The following is a 17,546-nucleotide window of genomic DNA, read 5'->3' as shown; positions in this document are numbered from 1 at the left end:
GCGGGTCCCGGGCCGACTGAAAGCCGGGGAACATAAGTCGGTCCGTCGGGTTTCGATTCGTAACGAATGAGTGCGGAGGAGGACAGCGTTTTCGACGTCTACCGCGACCGGGTCAGCAGGCCGCTCTACCGGCTGTTCACGGAGTACGGCACCGACGAGTGGCGCTGGCTCGTGCTCGGGATGACCGCGAACGTCGTCGCCCGCGCCGCGAGCCTGCTCCCGCCGGTCGTGCTCGGGGCGGCCATCGACAGCGCGTTCCAGGGCGAGGACCCGTACGCCCTCCCGTTGATCCCGGCGTCGCTGCTCCCGACGAACGCGACGGACGTCGAGCAGTTCTGGTTCTCCGTCGCGGTCATCGTCGGCTCGTTCCTCGTCACGGCCGTGCTCACCTGGGTGTACGGCGTCTCCGCGAACAACTTCGCCCACAGCGTGATGCACGCCGTCCGGACGGACTCGTACGCCAAGATGCAGGAGCTGGACATGTGGTTCTTCGACGACAAGCAGACCGGCGAGGTGATGTCAGTCCTGAACAACGACGCGACGAACCTCGAACGATTCCTCGACGACGCGCTCCAGAACTCCGTGCGCATCGGGGTAATGCTGCTCGGCATCGGCATCGTGCTCTTCCTCGAGAACGCACAGCTCGCTGTCGTCACCCTCGTCGCCGTCCCGGCGATGATCGGCTTCACGTACTGGTTCATGAAGGCGGTCGAGCCGCGGTACGCCGCCCAGCGCGAGGCGGTCGGCGACCTCAACACGGTGCTGGAGAACGCACTGGGCGGCATCCAGCTCGTGAAGACGTCCGGGACGGAGGAGTTCGAGACCGACCGCGTCCGGGAGAGCTCCCACAGCTACTACCGCAAGACGCTCGCGATGCTCAGGCTCAACTACGTCTACCGGCCGGGGATGGAACTGCTCGCCGGCGTCTCGTTCGCGGTGACGTTCGTCGTCGGGGGGCTCTGGATCATCACCGGCGTCGCCCCGGGGCCGCTCACGGGCGAGCTCACTGCCGGGGCGTTCGTCACGTTCCTCTTCCTCTCCCAGCGGTTCGTCACGCCGCTGGCGGAGGTATCGAACATCGTCTCCCAGTACGAGAACGCCAAGGCGTCCTGCGAGCGCGTGTTCGGGCTGCAGGACATCCCCAGGCGAGTGACCGACCGATCCGACGCCGTCGAACTGGACGAGGTCGAGGGGAAGGTCGAGTACGACGACGTGTCGTTCCGTTACGCCGACGGCGACCCCGGCGAGGCCGACCGCGCCGAGCCCGCGGACGAGCCGGACCGCCAGGGCAGCTGGATCCTCCGCGACGTCTCGTTCACGGCGGAGCCCGGCGACACGATCGCGCTCGTCGGACCGACGGGGGCGGGCAAGTCGACGCTCCTGAAGCTCCTGTTGCGGCTGTACGACGTCGACCGTGGCGCTGTGCGCGTCGACGGCCACGACGTTCGCGACGTGACCGCGCGGAGCCTCCGACGGTCGGTCGGCTACGTGAGCCAGGACGCGTTCCTCTTCGACGGGACCGTCTTCGATAACGTCCGCTACGGCCGGTTCGACGCCGACCTCGAGGACGTCCTGGACGCCGCCGAGGCGGCCGAGGCCCACGAGTTCATCACCAACCTGCCGGACGGCTACGAGACGCGCATCGGCGAGCGCGGCGTGAAGCTCTCGGGCGGCCAGCGCCAGCGGCTCTCCATCGCCCGGACCGTGCTCCAGGACCCCGACGTCCTCGTCCTCGACGAGGCGACGTCCGCGGTGGACACGGAGACTGAGCTGCTCATCCAGCGCTCGCTCGACCGCCTCGCGGCCGACCGCACGACGTTCGTCATCGCCCACCGGCTCTCGACGGTGAAGGACGCAGACGAGATCCTCGTCCTCGAGGGCGGCGAGGTGGTCGAACGTGGGCAACACGGGGAACTCCTCTCGGCGGACGGCCTCTACGCCAAACTCTGGGGCGTCCAGGCCGGCGAGATCGAGTCGCTCCCGGAGGAGTTCGTCGAACGGGCGCGGAGCCGGCAGGCCGAGACGGTACTCACGAACGAGGACGGCTGAAGGGCGTCGACTCGGTGGCGCGTCCGCCTCGACCGCTCTGCGGTGGCCACGACGCTTTTCCTCGTCTCCGACGACGCTTCACGCGTGCCCGTCGCTCCCGATCCGTCCGAGATCTACAACCGCGCGGTCGAGGAAGGCGACCGGCGACTCGAACAGTCGACGCTCGAACTGGTCTCGACCGGGTTCATCGCGGGGTTCACCGTCGTCTTCGGCATCGTCGCCCTCGGGATCGTCGAGGGGCTGGTCGGACCGCACAACGCCGACCTCGCCAAGATCGCCGGCGCGCTCGCGTTCGGCCCCGGCGTCGTGTTCCTGGTCGTCGGGCGGGCGGAACTGTTCAACGAGAACTTCTTCGACCCGGTCGCGCGAGCGATCGAGGAGTCCGGATCCTGGATGCTCCGGCCGCTCGTTCGGCTCTGGATCGTCACGCTCGTCTTCAACCTCGTCGGCGGCGCGCTCATGGTCCTGATCTTCTCGGTCGACGGGGCGCTCCCGTCCGAGGCGGGGCACGCGTTTCGGACGGCGGCCGAGGAGATCGTTCACCGAGGCGCGCCGGCGGAGTTCGCCGACTCGTTCGCGGGGGGCGTCCTCGTGACGCTCCTGTCCTTCCTGCTGAGCGCCGTGAACGGCGTCGGGAGCCGGATCACCCTCTCCTACCTAGTCGGGTTCCTCCTGGCGCTCGGCCCGTTCGACCACGTCGTCGTCACCGGGCTCCACGTCCTCTTCGGCGTTCTCTTCGGGGCGGAGGTCGGCGTCAGTGCGGTGGCCGTGACGATAGCCGTCGTCACGGTCGGGAACCTCGCCGGGGGCCTCGGGCTCGTGACGCTCACCCACGTCGCGCAGGCGAGGGGCGCGCGCGAATCCGGCGGCTGACCCCCGATCAGATGTCGTCGACGAGTTCGCCCATCCGGTCGATTGACATCGCGCGCATCGTCTGGGTGTCCAGCCCGTGCCGTTCGATCGCCATCGCGATCTGCATCGCGGCGTCCTCCTCCTCGACCTCGAACGTGAGGAGGAAGTCGTAGCCGCCGATGAGCGCGTAGCTGTCGAGGAGGTCCCCACCCAGACGCTCGATGTCCTCCCGGATTTCCCCCCAGATCGACACGAGTTCCTGCGCATTCTGGAACTCGTCCTCGTTGACGTCAGCCAGGACGGTGTACGTGGACATGATTTCCCCTCCGCCTTCGGCTCTGAAAGGTCTTTTTGCCGAGGGTACGACACCACCTTAGAGACCTCCATCAGCGTGTGAGAGAGCGTGCTGAGCGCGACGTAGCTGGCCTATTCCAGCGTTCCGTGTCGCACCGTCGACCACCAATGGGAAGTTATACCGACGGTCTCGGTACGCGCGAAGAGTGGGATAGTCTCCGTGTGGAAGGCCGGGGAGACGGGTCCGGTTCGACCGACGTCCGAGTCCCCGTGCAGGGCGTCAGGGCGTCGATGTCCGGGAGGCGCGTTAAGCCCCTGGAACGAGAAGTGACGCCATGCCTCGCGAGGACGTCGCTCAGTTCACGATCGAGTCCGTGCAGGTGCTCTCGGAGGACGGAACCGTCGACGAGGGGTTGGTCCCCTCGCTGACCGACGACCAGTTGCTCGACCTGTACGAGGGCATGAAGCGCTCGCGCCGCCTCGACGAGCGCGCCATCCTGCTCCAGCGCCGCGGCGAACTCGGGACGTACGCGCCGGCGATCGGCCAGGAGGCGGCACAGGTCGGGAGCGCGCTCGCCATGGCGGACGACGACTGGATCGTCCCGTCGTTCCGCGAGTCGCCGGCGCTGTTGGCCAGGGGGACGCCACCCCACAGGATCCTCCAGTATGCGCTGGGGATGGAGGAGGGCGCCGAGATTCCGGGCGGCGAGGGAGCGCTGCCGCCGGCGATCCCCGTCGGCAGCCAGCCGCTACACGCCGTCGGCGTCGGCTGGGGGGAGGCGCTACAGGGCCGGTCGAACGTCGCGGTCACGTACTTCGGGGACGGCGCGACCAGCGAGGGGGACGTCTACGAGGCGCTCAACCTCGCCGGCGTCTACGACGCCCAGACCGTGTTCGTCTGCCAGAACAACCGGTACGCCATCTCGACGCGGCTCGAGAACCAGACCAACGCGGAGACGCTCGCCCAGAAGGCCATCGCGGCGGGCATCGAGGGGATCAGGGTCGACGGCAACGACGCGCTCGGCGTCTACCGCGTCGCCAGCGAGGCCATCGAGCGGGCCCGCGAGGGTGAGCCAGTCCTGATCGAGGCGCTCACCTACCGGCGGTCGATGCACACCACCTCCGACGACCCCTCCGTCTACCGCGAGTCCGCGGAGGAGGACGAGTGGGAGGCACGCGACCCGATCGTCCGCCTTCAGGTGTATCTCGATGACCGGGGCGTCCTCGACGAGGGGACGAAGTCGGAGATCGACGAGCGGATCGACGCCGAGATCGCCGAGGCGATCGACCGGGCCAGGGAGAGTCGAGAGGAGGTCGATCCAGCGGACATGTTCAGGTACGCGTACGCCGAGATGCCGCCGGAACTCGAACGGCAGTTCGATGCGTTCGGAGGTGGTGCGGATGGCTGAACAGCTCCGGATGGTCGAGGCCGTTCGCGAGACGCTACGCGCGGAGCTGGAACGCGACGACGGCGTCGTCGTCTACGGCGAGGACGTCGGCCGCGCGGGCGGGGTGTTCCGGTCCACGCAGGGACTGATGGACGACTACCCCGATCGGGTGTTCGACGCGCCGGTCGCGGAAGCCGGCATCGTCGGGCTCGGGGTCGGCCTCGCGGCCACAGGGTTGACGCCGGTGCCGGAGATCCAGTTCCAGAGCTTCCTCTACCAGGGGTTCCACCAGCTCGCCCAGCACGTCGCGCGCATCCGGAGCCGAACCCGGGGCACAGTCGGCTGTCCGATGACGATCCGGACGCCGTACGGCGGCGGCATCCACGCGCTGGAGCTCCACTCCGAGAGCTTCGAGGCCGGGTTCGCCCACGTCCCCGGGCTGAAAGTCGTCTTCCCCTCGTCGCCCGCCGAGACGAAGGGGCTGCTCACGTCAGCCGTCCGCGACCCCGACCCGGTCGTGTTCATGGAGCCGACGCGGCTCTACCGGTCGTTCCGCGAGGAGGTCCCCGACGAGCACGAGATTCCGCTCGGCGAGGCCCGCGTAGTCGACGCCGGCGACGACGTCACGGTCGTCGCCTGGGGGTCGATGCTGCGCGAGACGCTCGACGCGGTCGGGGACGTCGATGCGAGCGTCGAGGTAATCGACCCCCGGACGATCTACCCGCTGGACACCGAGACCATCACCGAGTCGGTGCGGAAGACCGGCCGGTGCGTCGTCGTCCACGAGGCGCCAAGAACCTCCGGGATGGCCGGCGAGATCACCGCCCGCATCAACGAGGAGGCGTTCCTCCACCTCGAAGCCCCGGTCGAACGGGTGACCGGCTACGACGTACCCGTCCCGATGTTCGCGCGCGAGGACGCCTACCTGCCCGACGCCGACCGCATCGCCGCCGGTATCGGCCGCGCACTCGACTTCGGGTGAGGCCGCCGAATCGGCCGACCAGGCTCCCCCATTCAATCGGCCGAGAACCCCCCGCATGTGTCGATCGCGTTTCTCCCCCCGAGTGCCGGACGTCGTCCGACGTCCACACAGCTATTGGACACCCGGTAGAACGACCGAACCGAGACATGGCAGACGAAACCAGTTGCGACGTCGTGATCGTCGGCGGCGGTGTGGCCGGCCGGTCGGCGGGGATCTTCACCGCCAGACACGGGTTCGACACGGTCGTCCTCGACGCGGGGGGCTCGCTCCTCCGTCGAAACGCCCACCTGGAGAACGTTCCCGGATTCCCCGCCGGCGTGAACTCGCGCCTGTACCTGGATATGATGCGGGACCAGGCGGCGCGCGTGGGGTGTGAGAATCGGCAGGCGGAGGTAACGCGGGTGAGCGAGGTCGACGACGGGTTCGACGTCGAGACGGAGGACGGGGGACGGTACCGCTCGACGTACGTGGTCGCCGCGACGAAGAACACGACCGACTATCTCGACGGAGTCGACGACGTCGAGTTCGTGGAACGGGGCAAGACGTTCGTGGCCACGGACGAGCGCGGTCGGACGGGCGTCGACGGCCTCTACGCGGCGGGACGTCTGGCGGGGAAACCCCATCAGGTGACCGTCGCCGCCGGACATGGTACCGAGGTGGCGGTGACGATCCTCGAGGACGACGACCGGCCGTTCTATCACGATTGGGTCGCGCCGGAGGGGTACTTCACCGGGCGCGGTCGGGAGGTGCCGCCCGGCTGCGAGGAAATCGACGAGGAGGAGCGCCGCGAACGGGAGGAGGAATCGCTGGCGGTCATGCGGGAGTACTTCGCCGAACCGCGCTCCGATAGGCCGGAACAGCACCCGAGCGTCGCCGAGAACGACTGACCGCGGACGACGCCCGTCTATCGACCGACTGGAGGACGGAAACTGACCGACCACATTCATGGTCGTCACACGTTGGCGCGGATGCGGATGGCACGGACGAGAACGTCCCGAAGGACAACCACGATTTAACACCTCCTGCCCGAAGGAACCCGTAATGACCGACCTCCTCGCGGACACGAACGTCGCCCTCGGCGTCTCCGGGAGCATCGCGGCGGTGAAGGTCGTCGAACTCGCCCACGAACTCCGCCGACACGGCGCATCGGTCCGGGCGGTGACGACCGAGGCGTCTCGGGGCATCGTCCACCCATGGGCAGTCGAATTCGCGACGGACGTCGACGTCGTCACCGAGATCACCGGCGCCGTGGAGCACGTCGAACTGTGCGGCCGGGACGGCTGGGCAGACGTACTCTTACTCGCGCCGGCGACGGCGAACACGGTCGGGAAGGTGGCCGCCGCCATCGACGACACGCCCGTCACGACCTGTGCGACGACCGCGCTCGGCGCCGGCGTCCCGGTCGTCGTCGCGCCGGCGATGCACGAGCCGATGTACGACCACCCCGGCGTCCTCGACGCCATCGAGCGCGTCGAATCATGGGGCGTGCGGTTCGTCGACCCGCGCGTCGAGGAGGGGAAGGCGAAACTCGCTACGGAGGAGGCCATCGTCACCGAGACGGCCAGGGTCGCCGGCGACCGGCCGCTCGACGGGAAGCACGTGGTCGTCACGTCCGGGGCCACGAGCGAGCGGCTCGACCCGATCCGCGTGCTCACGAACCGCGCGTCGGGGCGGACCGGGCGGGCGGTCGCCCGCGCCTGCTACGCCAGGGGGGCCGACGTGACCCTGCTCCACGACGGCGGCGAGGTCCCCTACGCGGAGGTGGTGTCGGTCACGTCGACCGCCGAGATGACCGAGGCCGCCGTGGTCGCCTGCGAGGACGCCGACGCGCTCGTCTCGGCCGCGGCGATCTCCGATTACACGGTCGACGGCAGCGACGAGAAGATCAGGTCGGGCGCCGAGTCGCTCACGATCGAACTGACGCCGACGCCGAAACTCGTCGACACCGTCCGCGAGGAGTACCCCGACCTCGCCATCGTCGGGTTCAAGGCGGAGACCGAGGGCGACGACGAGGCGCTCGTCGGGAGGGCGCGCGAGATCCTCGACCGGGCGGGACTGTCGTTCGTCGTCGCCAACGACGCCTCGGTGATGGGCGAGGAAGGGACGCGGGCGTTCGTCGTCCGCGGGGAGGACGCGAGCGAGGCGTTCGAGGGGTCGAAGCTCGAGCTGGGGTTGCGCGTCGCCGACGAACTGGCGGGAGAAATCGCGGCGAACTCGAACTGACCCGGCCGGAGAAGTTAGTCGGTGTCGGCCGGCTCTTCTGGTTCCGAGTCCGTGTGACCCGGCCAGGTGACGCCCTCCTCGAACTCCACGCCCATCCGCTGGGCCGCCCGCGAGATCATGTGGCTCCCGGTCGGCGCGGTCAGGAACAGAAAGAGGATGGTGACGAGCCCCTTCAGACCCTCCCCCGCGGGCCCGAAGTACACCCAGGCGGCGAGCGCGATGCCGGAGACGCCGATCGTCGTCGCCTTCGAGGTCGCGTGTAGGCGGTTGTACACGTTCGGGAGCCGGAGCAGCCCGACGGTCCCGACGACCAGGAAGAACGACCCGATGAACACCAGCACCGCGACGAGGACGGCCTGAATCGGGCCGACCGTCACGGCGCCCGCGGTTTCGGCGGCGATCATTCGATGATGTCCCCCTCGGTCACGTAGCGGGCTACGGTGACCGTGCTGATGAACCCGATGATGGCGAGCACGAAGCTCACGTCGAGGAAGAACCCCTGGCCCGTGAACATCGCGTAGAGGAGGGCGATGGCGACGACGTTCGTCGCGATGACGTCGAGCGCCACGACCCTATCGGGCGTCGTCGGGCCGATGATGACCCGGTAGCCCACCGCGAGCGTCACCGCCGCCGTGAGGACGAGCGCCGCCGACAGGAACGTCGCCATCAGTCCGGCCACGTGGCTACTCATCGCTCACCCCCCGATTCTGGACGGGGTCGCCCGGTCCGAGTTCCTCGTCGAAGATGACGAGCGCGTAGTCCTCCCACTTCCGGATGGGTTCGAGCACGTCGTCGGGATCGTCCGCGGCGATACTGTGCACGTACAGCGCGTTGGCGTCGGCGTCGTAGTCCATCGTCAGTGTACCCGGTGTGAGCGTGAGGCTGTTGGCGATCGTCGTGATGGCGGCGTCCGACTCCACCCGCAGGGGGACCTCCACGACCGCCGGTCGGATCGGCATCGACGGCGAGAGGACAACCCGCGCGACCTCCACGTTCGCCACGAGCAGTTCCTTGAGGAACGTCAGGAGGTACAGCAGGACGTACGGGACGACCCGGAGCGTCCGTGCCGTCGCCTGCCCCTCGTAGAACCGCCGGAGGCCGAAGGCGATCGGGAGGCTCACGACGAGGCCGATGAGCCCCTCCTCCGCGATTCGCGTGGCTTCGAGGGGGACGCCGCGGACGAACAGCCAGAGGACCGCGATCGCGAGCGCGTTTATGATCCACCGGCGCATCAGTGTCCACCTCCCCCGGTCCCGCCGCCGGCCCCGGTCAACACGTCCTCCGGCGCGACCGCGTCGACGTAACCGGCCGTGTCCGTCGCGGCGCCTGCGGCGTGGGTCGCGGCCTCGAGGACGAACTCGACGCCGACTCCGAACCCGACGAGACAGCCCGCCAGCGCGATCACGGCGGTGAGCTGGACGGCGAGCGCGACCGGGGTCGCATCCGTTCGACCCCCGTCCGCCGCGACGCCCTCGGCGCGTCGACTCCAGCGGGTCGGCAGCGCGGCCAGCACCGTCTCGGTCTGTTCGCCCCAGAACACCGCGTTCCAGATCCGCGTGACGTAGGCGATCGTGAGCACCGCCCCGGCCAGCGCGGCGGCCAGCGCCACCCCAGCCCCGGGGACGGCGCCGGCGAGGCCGTCGACCGACGTCCGGAACACGAGGAGCTTCCCGAAGAAGCCGATCAGCGGCGGGACGCCGACGAGCGAGAGGCCGCCGAGCAGGAACGACGCCGCGAGGAGCGGCGTCCGGGAGGCGAGCCCGCCGAGGTCCTCGAAGTCGGTCGTTCCGACCGCCGAGTAGATCGTTCCGGACGCGAGGAACAGGAGCCCCTTGGCCAGGCCGTGGTTGAAGGCGTAGACGAGCGCCGCGGCGATGCCGAGGGTCGCGAGCGTGCCGTCGACGCCCGGGCCGCCGAAGTCCACCGCCAGGTCGGGCGCCATCATCGCCACGCCCAGCGGGAGGACGATGAAGCCGACCTGGCCGACGGAGGAGAACGCCAGCAGGCCGTCCACGTCCTCGCGGCCGATCGCGGCGACGCCCCCGTAGAGGATCGAGGCGACCGCGGCGACGATGAGCACGGGGCCGACGTAGGCGAACGTGCCCGCTTCCGCGTACGCCGCGCCCGCGAAGACGGTGAAGAACAGGCGGACGATGGCGTACACGCCGACCTTCTTCACGACGCCGGCGAGCACGGCGGTCACCGGCGCCGGCGCGGCCCGGTAGGCCGAGGGAACCCAGAAGTGGAACGGGACCAGCCCGGCCTTCAGAGCGAACACGGAGAGCAGCAGCGAGGCGAGCCCCAGCGTCGGCGCGAGTTCGACGCCGTACGCAGCCGGGTTCGCCAGCCTGCGGGCCATGTCGGCCATGTTGAGCGTGCCGACGGTCGCGTACAAGCCGCCGATCGCGACGAGCATCAGCGCGCTCGCGAGCAGGTTGAGGACGACGTAGACGAGCGCGGCGCGGGTGTGCTCCGGCCCGGAGTAGAACAGCACGAGGATGTAGCTCGCCATGAGCATCACCTCGAACCAGACGAACAGGTTGAACAGGTCGGCGGTGAGGAACGACCCCGTCACGCCGGCGAGCATGAAGTGGAACAGCGGCGCGAACGAGAGCCGGTGTTCGAACTCGTCGATGTACACCGTCGCGAACGCGAGCGCGGGCAGCGAGACGAGCGCCGCGAGGCCGAGCATGAACGCCGACAGCGCGTCGGCGACGAGTGTGATGCCGAACGGCGCCGGCCAGTTGGAGACGTAGTACGGGACGATCGCCGGCCCGCCGGGGCCGAGGACGACCCGGTCGAACAGCAGCGCGACGACCGCCAAGTAGCCGACGCTGCCGAGCAGGCTCACCCCTCGCTGGACCCGACTGTCGAAACGGAGCAGCAGCGTGAGGATGCCCGTCCCGAACGCGACGAGCAGCGGTGCGAGCACCAGCGCCGACATCAGACGTCACCCCCCTCGCCCGCGTCGTCACCTACGTCGTCGCCGGGCGTCCCGCCGTTCCGGCCGAGCTGGTACACGTCAATGGTGCCGTGCTCCTCGTACACCCGGAAGGTGAGCACGAGCGCCAGCGCGGTCGTCCCGAAGCCGATGACGATGGCCGTCAGGACGAGCGCCTGGACGAGCGGATCCGTCGGCAGCGACGCCTCCTCCGCGCCCACGAAGTTGCCGATGGGGGCCGGGCCGGCGAACCCGCCCATCGTGACGAGGTAGACGTTCGCCGCCTGCGCGATGATGGTGACGCCCCAGACGACCCTGACGACGTCGCGGCGCAGCACCAGGAACGTCCCGAGCGCGAACAGCGTGCCGAGCACGCCCGCGAGCACCCACTGGGTCATTCGCTCCCCACCTCCCCGATGACGGTGAGCAGGCCGCCGACGACCGCGAGGTACACCCCGAGGTCGAAAGCGAGCGCGGAGGCCACCTCGAGTTCCTCGTACAGCGGGAGGTGCTCCAGGAACAGGATTCCCTGCGTGAGGAACGGCAACCCGGCGAGCATCGGCGCCAGGCCGCTCGCGAACGCGATGGTCAGGCCGACGGTGAACAGTACCCGGTACAGTTCGACCGCGTGGTGGGACTCGCCGGACTCGTTCCGGACGTCGAGCAGATCCGACTGGAGGAACTCCAGCCCGAACACGACGTACACGAGGACGAACGCCGTCGTGGTGAGCACGCCCCCGATGAAGCCGCCGCCGGGCTGGTTGTGCCCCTGTAGCAGGAGCGCGAGCGCCGTGACGAGGATGATGGGGACGGTCACCCGGACGACGGTCCGGGCGATGACGGTCGTCCGGTGGTCGTACGCGCGACCGGGGCTGCTCGTCTCGACGACCGACCGCTCGTCGGTCCCCTCGACCGCCTCGTCGGGGAGGTCCGTCTCGGACCCCGATGCGTTCGTCACTGCGCCTCACCCCGTTCGCGCATCCGGACGAGCGTGAGCACGGAGAGGGCGGCCATGGCGACCACCGTCACCTCCCCGAGCGTGTCGACGGCGCGGAAGTCGACGAGCACGACGTTCACCACGTTGTACCCGCCCCCGTAGTCCATGAAGAACGTGGCGTGCTCGCCCGGAACGCCGGCCAGCCGCGAGAGGCTCCCGCCGATGGTGTCCGGGCTCCCCGCGGTCGAGAACACGACCGTGAGGAACACCGTCGCGCCGACGATCAGCGAGAGCGCGGCGTCGCGGACGGCGACCGAGACCCGGGGGGTCCCGTAGTAGACCGGCAGCCTGTCGAGCACGAGCAGGAACAGCACTAGCACGAGCGTCTCGACGACGAGCTGGGTGAGCGCGAGGTCGGGCGCGTCGGCGAGGATGAAGAAGATGGCGACCATGAACCCGACGATGGACAGCGTGAGCACGCCGGCGATGTGGGACGGCGCCACGCCCACCGCGGCCGCGCCGACGAGCGCGACCAGCAGGACGAGTACCATCGGGACGGTCATCCCCTCGGCGAGTTCGAGCGGGGGGAAGCCGACGCCCGCGACGAGGTAGCCGCCCACGACAAGCGCCGCCGTCGCCCCGAGCGCCCACGTCGCGTACGTGCGGAGGAGCCCCGTCTGGACCCTGGAGGCGACGGACTTCGACCCCGCCGTCAGTCCCTTGACGCCCCCGTCGTACCACCAGTTCGCGCGGACCGGCCCGTGCAGCAGGGCGCGAATCCCGTCGTGGATCCGGTCGTACTGCGGCCAGAGGAGCGCGCCGATGCCGATGGTGATCGCGCTCATGGCCACCGGCGGTGTGAGGTGCGTCGGAAGGCCGACGGAGAACGCGTGGGCCTCGCCGGGGACCGTGCTCCCGTACACCTCGCCCACGAGCGCGTCAACGGCCAGTTGGGGGTCGACGCTGATGACCGTGACGAGGAGGCCCAGGACGGCCGGCGGCACCAGCATCGCGAGCGGCGGCCGGTGGACGTGTCCCAGGTCGTCGTTCCGGTCGCCGAGGAACAGCGAGAGGAACTTCAGCGAGTAGAGGAACGTGAACACCGAGCCGAACACGGCGACGACCGGGAACAGCCACGTCAGGCCGCCGACCTCGTGGGCGAGTTCGTACGTCGCCTCGAACAGCAGTTCCTTCGAGTAGAAGCCGTTGAACGGCGGCACGCCCGCCATCGACAGCGACGCCAGGCCGGCGACGAGCGCCGTCACCGGGAGGTCGTGCCGGAGGCCCCGGAGCTTCGAGATGTCGCGCGTCCCGGCCTCGTGGGCGACGATCCCGGCGACGAGGAACAGCGCCGCCTTGAACGACGCGTGGTTGAGGATGTGGAACGCGCCCGTCTCGGCGCCGTAGGCGTTGGCGACGCCGAACCCGGCGACGATGAGCCCGAGGTGGGAGGCCGTCGAGTAGGCGAGCAGTTCCTTGATGTCGGTCGCCTGGACGGCGAGGATGGCCGTGACGGTCATCGTCAGCAGGCCGAGCGTGACGAACACGAGCGACCACTCGGGGAGGTGTGTCCCCTCGGGGACGGCCTCGAGGAAGAACGGCCGGAACCGACCGACGAGGTAGACGCCGGCCTTCACCATCGTCGCGGAGTGGAGGAACGCGGAGACGGGCGTCGGCGCCTCCATCGCGTTCGGGAGCCAGACGTGGAACGGCACCTGCGCGGACTTCGTGGCCGCGCCGATCCCGAGGAGGAGCAGCGAGGGGACGAACAGCCCCGCCGTCCGGAGCGTCTCGACGGTCGCGTCCGCGTTCGCCGTCAGCGAGCCCTCGCCGACGATGAGCGTCGTCCCGCCGGCCCACGCGAAGAGGAGGAAGCCTGCGAGCATGAACAGGCCGCCGGCGACGGTGATGAGCATCGACTTCCGGGCGGCGTACTGGGAGGAGCCCTCGCTCGTGTAGTGGCCGATGAGGAGGAACGACGAGAGGCTCGTCAGCTCCCAGAAGGTGAACAGCGCGAACAGGTCCGCCGCGAGCGCGACGCCGAGCATCGAGCCCATGAACGCCAGCAGCGTCGCGTAGTACTTCGCCTGGCCCGGTTCGCCGTGCATGTACCCGCCCGAGTAGGCGAGGATGAGCACGCCGACCCCGGAGGCGAGCATCGAGATGAGCAGCGAGAGGCCGTCGACGTAGAAGGCCAGCGAGATGCCGAGCGAGGGAACCCACTCGATACTCGCCAGCCCGTGGGCGCCGGTCGCGTACAACTGGCCGACGAGCCCGAGACAGACCGCCGCGACCCCCGCCGCGTAGTAGGCGGTTCGCTCGCCGGCCACCCGGAAGACGAGCGGCGTGAGCGCCGCCCCCGCGAACGGGAGGAACACGATGGCGAGAACGATTTCGAGCACACGAATTCGGTAGGGGGAGGCGGACTTAGGTGTTATCAAACCGACGCTGGAGACGACCGGCTCCCGTCACCACACGAGGAATCCGCAGTCTTTTACAGCGCCCTCGGAGTACCGGCGACATGGACCAACTGCGGCAGTCCTTGCTCGACGCGCCCATCATCGAGAAGGGAGAGTACCAGTACTTCGTCCACCCCATCAGCGACGGCGTCCCGATGCTGGAGCCCGAACTGTTGCGGGAGATCGTGATCCGCATCATCCGCAAGGCGGAGATCGAGGACGTCGACAAGATCGTCACACCGGCCGCGATGGGCATCCACATCTCCACCGCGCTCTCGCTGATGACCGACATCCCGCTCGTCGTCATCCGCAAGCGCGAGTACGGCCTCGATGGCGAGGTGTCGCTGTCGCAGGAAACGGGTTACTCGGAGTCAGAGATGTACATCAACGACGTGTACGAGGGCGACAAGGTGCTCGTGCTCGACGACGTACTCTCGACGGGCGGGACGATGAAGGGCATCCTCGACGCGCTCTCGCACATAGGCGCGGACATCGTCGACGTCGTCGCGGTCATCAAGAAGGCCGGGCCCAACAAGCTCGACGAGACCGACTACTCCGTCAAGACGCTCATCAACGTCACCGTCGACGACGGCGAGGTCGTGATCGTCGACGAGTTCGGCGACGGCTGAGCGGCGTCGACGCGACCCGCGTTCTCGGTCCGACCAGCCCTAGATGGCTCGAACTGACCGGACGGGGGCGGACGGGGTACTTTTCATCCTCCCGAACGCAGCCCCGGTCATGCCCTCGACCCGGCTCTACGGACTGCTCAGCACGGTACTCCTCGTGGTCGGCGCGCTCGCCGTCGGCCAGGCCCTCCACCTCGCCGTCGTGACCGGCCAGGTGTCCATCACCTCGCCGGCGTTCGTCCTCACGTTCGTCGTCGGACTGGTACTCGTCGCGCTCGGCTACCGGGCCCGCCGACCCGTCGCGGAGCAGTATGACCTCACGAGCGACGAACGCGGGGACCACACGGACGAACGTCCCGGCTCGTCCGACGACGGCCCGACGGACACGTCCGCCCACGGGCCGGACCGGGAGACTGAGTTCGACCCGAGCATGAGCCCGCTCGGCGACAGCGCGCCGGGGGACGCGGAACGCGGTCGCAGTGAGGGCGGGAGCGCTGACCGCCGCGAGGACGACGTTCGTCATCGGGACGACGAGCGCCTCGGGTCCGGCGCAGACGGTGGGGGGACTGGTCGGAATACCGACGGACGCGACGGGGAATCGGAGGACGGGAGCTGAGAATCGAGCGGGAGATATATTAGCCCCCATACCCGTGGGTTCTGTAGAGATGTCCGTCGAACAGCGGATTCCGAACGGCCTCGTCGGCCCCGTCGGGGTCGTCTCCCTCCTCGTGGGCCTCGTCAGCATCGTCCTGGGGTACATCTTCACCGTCATCGGCGTCACCCTCTTCTTCGAACTGAACGGGCTCGACGGCGTCACCCGCACCGACGCGGTCATCGTCATGGTCACCGGGATCGTCCTCATCGGCGTCGCCTACCTGGGCTACAGGGGCTTCATGCGGTTCGCCACCTGATGCCGGTCGACATCCGCGACCACCCCGACGCGCCCTCCATCGAGGAACTCCGCGAGTTCACGCTCGTCCCCGTCTCGCGCGAGGAGATCGAGACGCGAGTGGGGGCGGGCGAGGAACTCCGCGAACTGAACCTCCGCGAGGAGCGCAACGACGTATACGTCCAGTTGAACTCGGACCCGGACGAGCCCGGCAGCAGCCTCGACATCGGAATGGTGCTCTACCGCCTCGTCCAGTTGTTCGGAACGCCCCAAGTCCCCGGCTTCGAGGCCGGGGGCGACGTCAGCGATCGGGACGACACGACGTTCAAGTACCTGTTCCGGCTCATCCGGGAGGGCGATATCGAGGGCGAACTCCCGGAGGAGTGGCTCGTCACCGTCTTCGACAACCACGTCGACCTCGGCGTCGCGCTCGCCGGCTGGAGCGGCGACGGCGTCGACCCGAGCGTGTACGGCGACGACGTGGCGCTCGTCTCGCTGGCACTCGCGACCAACGTGGTCACCGAGCCCGTCACGTGCGCCTACGAGGACAAGTGGTACTGACCCGCTGATCCGTCAGTCGTCCCCTCCACGGACGACAGTTCCCGATTCCGCCGACCGCTCACCGCCCGGTGAGCACGTGCATCAGCGTGAACGCGACCGCGAGTGACCCGACCAGCAACCCCGCGAACACCGGAACGACCGTCGTCTCCGGGTAGTACCCCCACCAGTACCCCGCGTACGCGAGGAGCACGAACGTCGGGACGGAGAGCAGGAGGAACAGGGAGGAGGCGTACGAGGCGAGCGTCGGATCGTGGCCGTGTTTCGCGTACGTGCCCCGCTCCCTGACCGGCCTCTCCTCGGTCGGAAGGTCCCTCGACATGGCGACGGATACCGCCGGGACCGGGAAAGGTCTATCGTACCGACCCCGTCCCCCCCTCACGACCGTGCTTTCGTCTCCGGACTGCGTCTCACGCCGTAACCCCGTGGTAGACCACGCCGAGGATGTACCCGAGGAACTGGAGCGGGAACTGCTCGCCGACGAAGGCCAGCGTCGCCTCGCCGATCGGCACGACGACCGCGTACCCGCCGAGTGTGTCGATGCCGAGCAGGTAGTACGGCGCGACCTCGAACGCGATCGAGAAGCCGAGCCCCGCGGCGCACGCGACGATGATCGCGGCGGCGCTGGTCCGCATCTGTGCGGCAAGGAGTTTCGCGAGGACCCCGGCGAGGAGGACGACCGCGAACGCGGGACCGTTCGAGACCCACGCGGGCGCCAGTTCGGCGTGCAGGGTGACGTAGTGAGCCATCGCGGCGAGCAGGCCGGTGGCGAGACCGACGAACAGGACGACGAGCGACCGCTCGGCCCGCGACCTGCGTGAAGCGCGCGCCGGATCGGTGAGAACGGACCGGAGCGTCGAGACCCTACTCGACATCGATCTCGAACTCCCGACCCGCGAGTCGTAGCGTCAGTAGCCCCCGACTGTTCGCCGTTCCGTTCGCCAGCGCGCGCCGCGTCCGGTCGACGTCCTCGTCGCGGACGTCGGCGTGTGCGCGGACTGTGACGGTTCCGCAGGCAGGGATGGTTACCTGCTCGATCCTGGCCGATCGAGGCACGCTCAACCGGTCGTCTCGGTCCGGTGGCGGGTCGCCCTCGAAGACGAGCAGGCGGAGCGACGACACGTCGATCGGCCGGTCCAGCGGGTTCCCAACCGACAGGTTAGCCGCCACTCGCGGACCCGTATCGGCGGGATCGGAAAGCGTCACGTCGTTCACCGTCGCGGTCACGGCGTCACGCTGTTGCCACTCCAGTTGGGTCGCGAACGTGAGTCCGAACGCCGTCCCGGCAGTCACGAGCAGGAGACCGAGGGCGGCCGGGAGGAGGGGCTGGGAGCGGGGAGCCGCCATC

21 protein-coding genes are annotated in these 17,546 nt (G+C 69.1%); 10 read left to right on the top strand and 11 right to left on the bottom strand.

Going from position 1 to position 17,546, the window contains the following annotated elements; genetic code table 11:
• Positions 1-66 precede the first annotated feature (66 nt).
• Together HUG10_RS02380 and HUG10_RS02375 are read left to right on the top strand one after the other, a co-directional pair.
• A complete protein-coding gene (locus HUG10_RS02380) occupies positions 67-2,049 on the top strand; it encodes an ABC transporter ATP-binding protein (protein WP_179168029.1) in 1,983 nt (660 codons plus the stop codon).
• Between the two features lie 84 nt (positions 2,050-2,133).
• Entirely contained in the window at positions 2,134-2,922 is a 789-nt protein-coding gene (locus HUG10_RS02375; RefSeq protein ID WP_179168028.1) for a formate/nitrite transporter family protein, read from the top strand.
• A 7-nt stretch (positions 2,923-2,929) separates the two neighbouring features.
• On the opposite strand, the gene HUG10_RS02370 is transcribed toward HUG10_RS02375, so the two are convergent.
• Positions 2,930-3,217 carry a GYD domain-containing protein gene (locus HUG10_RS02370; RefSeq protein ID WP_179168027.1) on the bottom strand — a complete coding sequence of 96 codons (288 nt, stop codon included), beginning with the start codon at positions 3,215-3,217 and terminating at the stop codon, positions 2,930-2,932.
• 313 nt (positions 3,218-3,530) lie between these two features.
• Here HUG10_RS02370 and pdhA point away from each other — a divergent pair, with 313 nt between their 5' ends.
• From pdhA to coaBC, 4 genes are all read left to right on the top strand, one after another.
• The gene (pdhA, locus tag HUG10_RS02365) at positions 3,531-4,604 is read left to right on the top strand and encodes a pyruvate dehydrogenase (acetyl-transferring) E1 component subunit alpha (RefSeq protein WP_179168026.1); all 1,074 of its coding nucleotides are present in this window, start codon (positions 3,531-3,533) and stop codon (positions 4,602-4,604) included.
• Positions 4,597-5,565, top strand: coding sequence for an alpha-ketoacid dehydrogenase subunit beta (locus HUG10_RS02360; RefSeq protein WP_179168025.1), 969 nt, complete (start codon positions 4,597-4,599; stop codon positions 5,563-5,565). The genes pdhA and HUG10_RS02360 overlap by 8 nt, the downstream gene beginning before the upstream one ends.
• A gap of 146 nt (positions 5,566-5,711) precedes the next feature.
• Positions 5,712-6,452 carry an FAD-dependent oxidoreductase gene (locus HUG10_RS02355; RefSeq protein WP_179168024.1) on the top strand — a complete coding sequence of 247 codons (741 nt, stop codon included), beginning with the start codon at positions 5,712-5,714 and terminating at the stop codon, positions 6,450-6,452.
• Between the two features lie 154 nt (positions 6,453-6,606).
• The gene (gene coaBC / locus HUG10_RS02350) at positions 6,607-7,788 is read left to right on the top strand and encodes a bifunctional phosphopantothenoylcysteine decarboxylase/phosphopantothenate--cysteine ligase CoaBC (RefSeq protein WP_179168023.1); all 1,182 of its coding nucleotides are present in this window, start codon (positions 6,607-6,609) and stop codon (positions 7,786-7,788) included.
• 14 nt (positions 7,789-7,802) lie between these two features.
• Here the strand turns inward: coaBC and mnhG are convergent, their stop codons facing one another.
• The 7 genes from mnhG to mbhE form a co-directional block, all read right to left on the bottom strand.
• Positions 7,803-8,192, bottom strand: a complete 390-nt coding sequence (gene mnhG, locus HUG10_RS02345) for a monovalent cation/H(+) antiporter subunit G (RefSeq protein ID WP_179168022.1) — start codon at positions 8,190-8,192, stop codon at positions 7,803-7,805.
• Positions 8,189-8,479: a monovalent cation/H+ antiporter complex subunit F gene (locus HUG10_RS02340; protein WP_179168021.1), complete on the bottom strand. Its 291-nt coding sequence runs from the start codon at positions 8,477-8,479 to the stop codon at positions 8,189-8,191. Before HUG10_RS02340 ends, mnhG begins: the two co-directional genes overlap by 4 nt.
• Complete coding sequence (locus HUG10_RS02335; protein ID WP_179170976.1) at positions 8,472-9,023, bottom strand: Na+/H+ antiporter subunit E; 552 nt, start codon at positions 9,021-9,023, stop codon at positions 8,472-8,474. The genes HUG10_RS02340 and HUG10_RS02335 overlap by 8 nt, the downstream gene beginning before the upstream one ends.
• Entirely contained in the window at positions 9,020-10,732 is a 1,713-nt protein-coding gene (locus HUG10_RS02330) for a complex I subunit 5 family protein (protein WP_179168020.1), read from the bottom strand. The genes HUG10_RS02335 and HUG10_RS02330 overlap by 4 nt, the downstream gene beginning before the upstream one ends.
• Complete coding sequence (locus HUG10_RS02325; RefSeq protein WP_179168019.1) at positions 10,732-11,127, bottom strand: sodium:proton antiporter; 396 nt, start codon at positions 11,125-11,127, stop codon at positions 10,732-10,734. The genes HUG10_RS02330 and HUG10_RS02325 overlap by 1 nt, the downstream gene beginning before the upstream one ends.
• Positions 11,124-11,567 carry an MnhB domain-containing protein gene (locus tag HUG10_RS02320; RefSeq protein WP_321169546.1) on the bottom strand — a complete coding sequence of 148 codons (444 nt, stop codon included), beginning with the start codon at positions 11,565-11,567 and terminating at the stop codon, positions 11,124-11,126. The genes HUG10_RS02325 and HUG10_RS02320 overlap by 4 nt, the downstream gene beginning before the upstream one ends.
• 116 nt (positions 11,568-11,683) lie before the next feature.
• The gene (gene mbhE, locus HUG10_RS02315; protein ID WP_394354980.1) at positions 11,684-14,068 is read right to left on the bottom strand and encodes a hydrogen gas-evolving membrane-bound hydrogenase subunit E; all 2,385 of its coding nucleotides are present in this window, start codon (positions 14,066-14,068) and stop codon (positions 11,684-11,686) included.
• 119 nt (positions 14,069-14,187) lie between these two features.
• Between mbhE and hpt the strand changes: the two genes are divergently transcribed.
• The 4 genes from hpt to HUG10_RS02295 all read left to right on the top strand — a co-directional run bounded on the left by hpt (position 14,188) and on the right by HUG10_RS02295 (position 16,201).
• Positions 14,188-14,754, top strand: a complete 567-nt coding sequence (hpt, locus tag HUG10_RS02310; RefSeq protein WP_179168017.1) for a hypoxanthine/guanine phosphoribosyltransferase — start codon at positions 14,188-14,190, stop codon at positions 14,752-14,754.
• Between the two features lie 109 nt (positions 14,755-14,863).
• On the top strand, positions 14,864-15,367 hold the full coding sequence (locus tag HUG10_RS02305) for a hypothetical protein (protein WP_179168016.1): 504 nt from the start codon (positions 14,864-14,866) through the stop codon (positions 15,365-15,367).
• A 49-nt stretch (positions 15,368-15,416) separates the two neighbouring features.
• Complete coding sequence (locus tag HUG10_RS02300) at positions 15,417-15,662, top strand: hypothetical protein (RefSeq protein ID WP_179168015.1); 246 nt, start codon at positions 15,417-15,419, stop codon at positions 15,660-15,662.
• Positions 15,662-16,201 carry a hypothetical protein gene (locus HUG10_RS02295; RefSeq protein WP_179168014.1) on the top strand — a complete coding sequence of 180 codons (540 nt, stop codon included), beginning with the start codon at positions 15,662-15,664 and terminating at the stop codon, positions 16,199-16,201. The genes HUG10_RS02300 and HUG10_RS02295 overlap by 1 nt, the downstream gene beginning before the upstream one ends.
• A 58-nt stretch (positions 16,202-16,259) precedes the next feature.
• Here the strand turns inward: HUG10_RS02295 and HUG10_RS02290 are convergent, their stop codons facing one another.
• The 3 genes from HUG10_RS02290 to HUG10_RS02280 form a co-directional block, all read right to left on the bottom strand.
• Entirely contained in the window at positions 16,260-16,520 is a 261-nt protein-coding gene (locus HUG10_RS02290) for a hypothetical protein (RefSeq protein WP_179168013.1), read from the bottom strand.
• Positions 16,521-16,608: 88 nt separating this feature from the next.
• On the bottom strand, positions 16,609-17,073 hold the full coding sequence (locus tag HUG10_RS02285; RefSeq protein WP_179168012.1) for a hypothetical protein: 465 nt from the start codon (positions 17,071-17,073) through the stop codon (positions 16,609-16,611).
• Positions 17,063-17,545: a hypothetical protein gene (locus tag HUG10_RS02280; RefSeq protein WP_179168011.1), complete on the bottom strand. Its 483-nt coding sequence runs from the start codon at positions 17,543-17,545 to the stop codon at positions 17,063-17,065. The genes HUG10_RS02285 and HUG10_RS02280 overlap by 11 nt, the downstream gene beginning before the upstream one ends.
• Position 17,546: the final 1 nt, after the last annotated feature.

Source organism: Halorarum halophilum (assembly GCF_013401515.1).
Taxonomy (GTDB): Archaea; Halobacteriota; Halobacteria; order Halobacteriales; family Haloferacaceae; genus Halorarum; species Halorarum halophilum.
The sequence above is the reverse complement of the archived record's forward strand: the minus strand, read 5'-3'. Positions and strand labels throughout refer to the sequence as shown.

Coding starts and splice junctions, on each gene's coding strand:
- HUG10_RS02380 (WP_179168029.1), top strand. CDS start 67: ATGAGTGCGGAGGAGGACAGCGTTTTCGACGTCTACCGCGACCGGGTC.
- HUG10_RS02370 (WP_179168027.1), bottom strand. CDS start 3,217: ATGTCCACGTACACCGTCCTGGCTGACGTCAACGAGGACGAGTTCCAG.
- pdhA (WP_179168026.1), top strand. CDS start 3,531: ATGCCTCGCGAGGACGTCGCTCAGTTCACGATCGAGTCCGTGCAGGTG.
- HUG10_RS02360 (WP_179168025.1), top strand. CDS start 4,597: ATGGCTGAACAGCTCCGGATGGTCGAGGCCGTTCGCGAGACGCTACGC.
- HUG10_RS02355 (WP_179168024.1), top strand. CDS start 5,712: ATGGCAGACGAAACCAGTTGCGACGTCGTGATCGTCGGCGGCGGTGTG.
- coaBC (WP_179168023.1), top strand. CDS start 6,607: ATGACCGACCTCCTCGCGGACACGAACGTCGCCCTCGGCGTCTCCGGG.
- mnhG (WP_179168022.1), bottom strand. CDS start 8,192: ATGATCGCCGCCGAAACCGCGGGCGCCGTGACGGTCGGCCCGATTCAG.
- HUG10_RS02340 (WP_179168021.1), bottom strand. CDS start 8,479: ATGAGTAGCCACGTGGCCGGACTGATGGCGACGTTCCTGTCGGCGGCG.
- HUG10_RS02330 (WP_179168020.1), bottom strand. CDS start 10,732: ATGTCGGCGCTGGTGCTCGCACCGCTGCTCGTCGCGTTCGGGACGGGC.
- HUG10_RS02325 (WP_179168019.1), bottom strand. CDS start 11,127: ATGACCCAGTGGGTGCTCGCGGGCGTGCTCGGCACGCTGTTCGCGCTC.
- hpt (WP_179168017.1), top strand. CDS start 14,188: ATGGACCAACTGCGGCAGTCCTTGCTCGACGCGCCCATCATCGAGAAG.
- HUG10_RS02305 (WP_179168016.1), top strand. CDS start 14,864: ATGCCCTCGACCCGGCTCTACGGACTGCTCAGCACGGTACTCCTCGTG.
- HUG10_RS02300 (WP_179168015.1), top strand. CDS start 15,417: ATGTCCGTCGAACAGCGGATTCCGAACGGCCTCGTCGGCCCCGTCGGG.
- HUG10_RS02295 (WP_179168014.1), top strand. CDS start 15,662: ATGCCGGTCGACATCCGCGACCACCCCGACGCGCCCTCCATCGAGGAA.
- HUG10_RS02290 (WP_179168013.1), bottom strand. CDS start 16,520: ATGTCGAGGGACCTTCCGACCGAGGAGAGGCCGGTCAGGGAGCGGGGC.
- HUG10_RS02285 (WP_179168012.1), bottom strand. CDS start 17,073: ATGTCGAGTAGGGTCTCGACGCTCCGGTCCGTTCTCACCGATCCGGCG.
- HUG10_RS02280 (WP_179168011.1), bottom strand. CDS start 17,545: ATGGCGGCTCCCCGCTCCCAGCCCCTCCTCCCGGCCGCCCTCGGTCTC.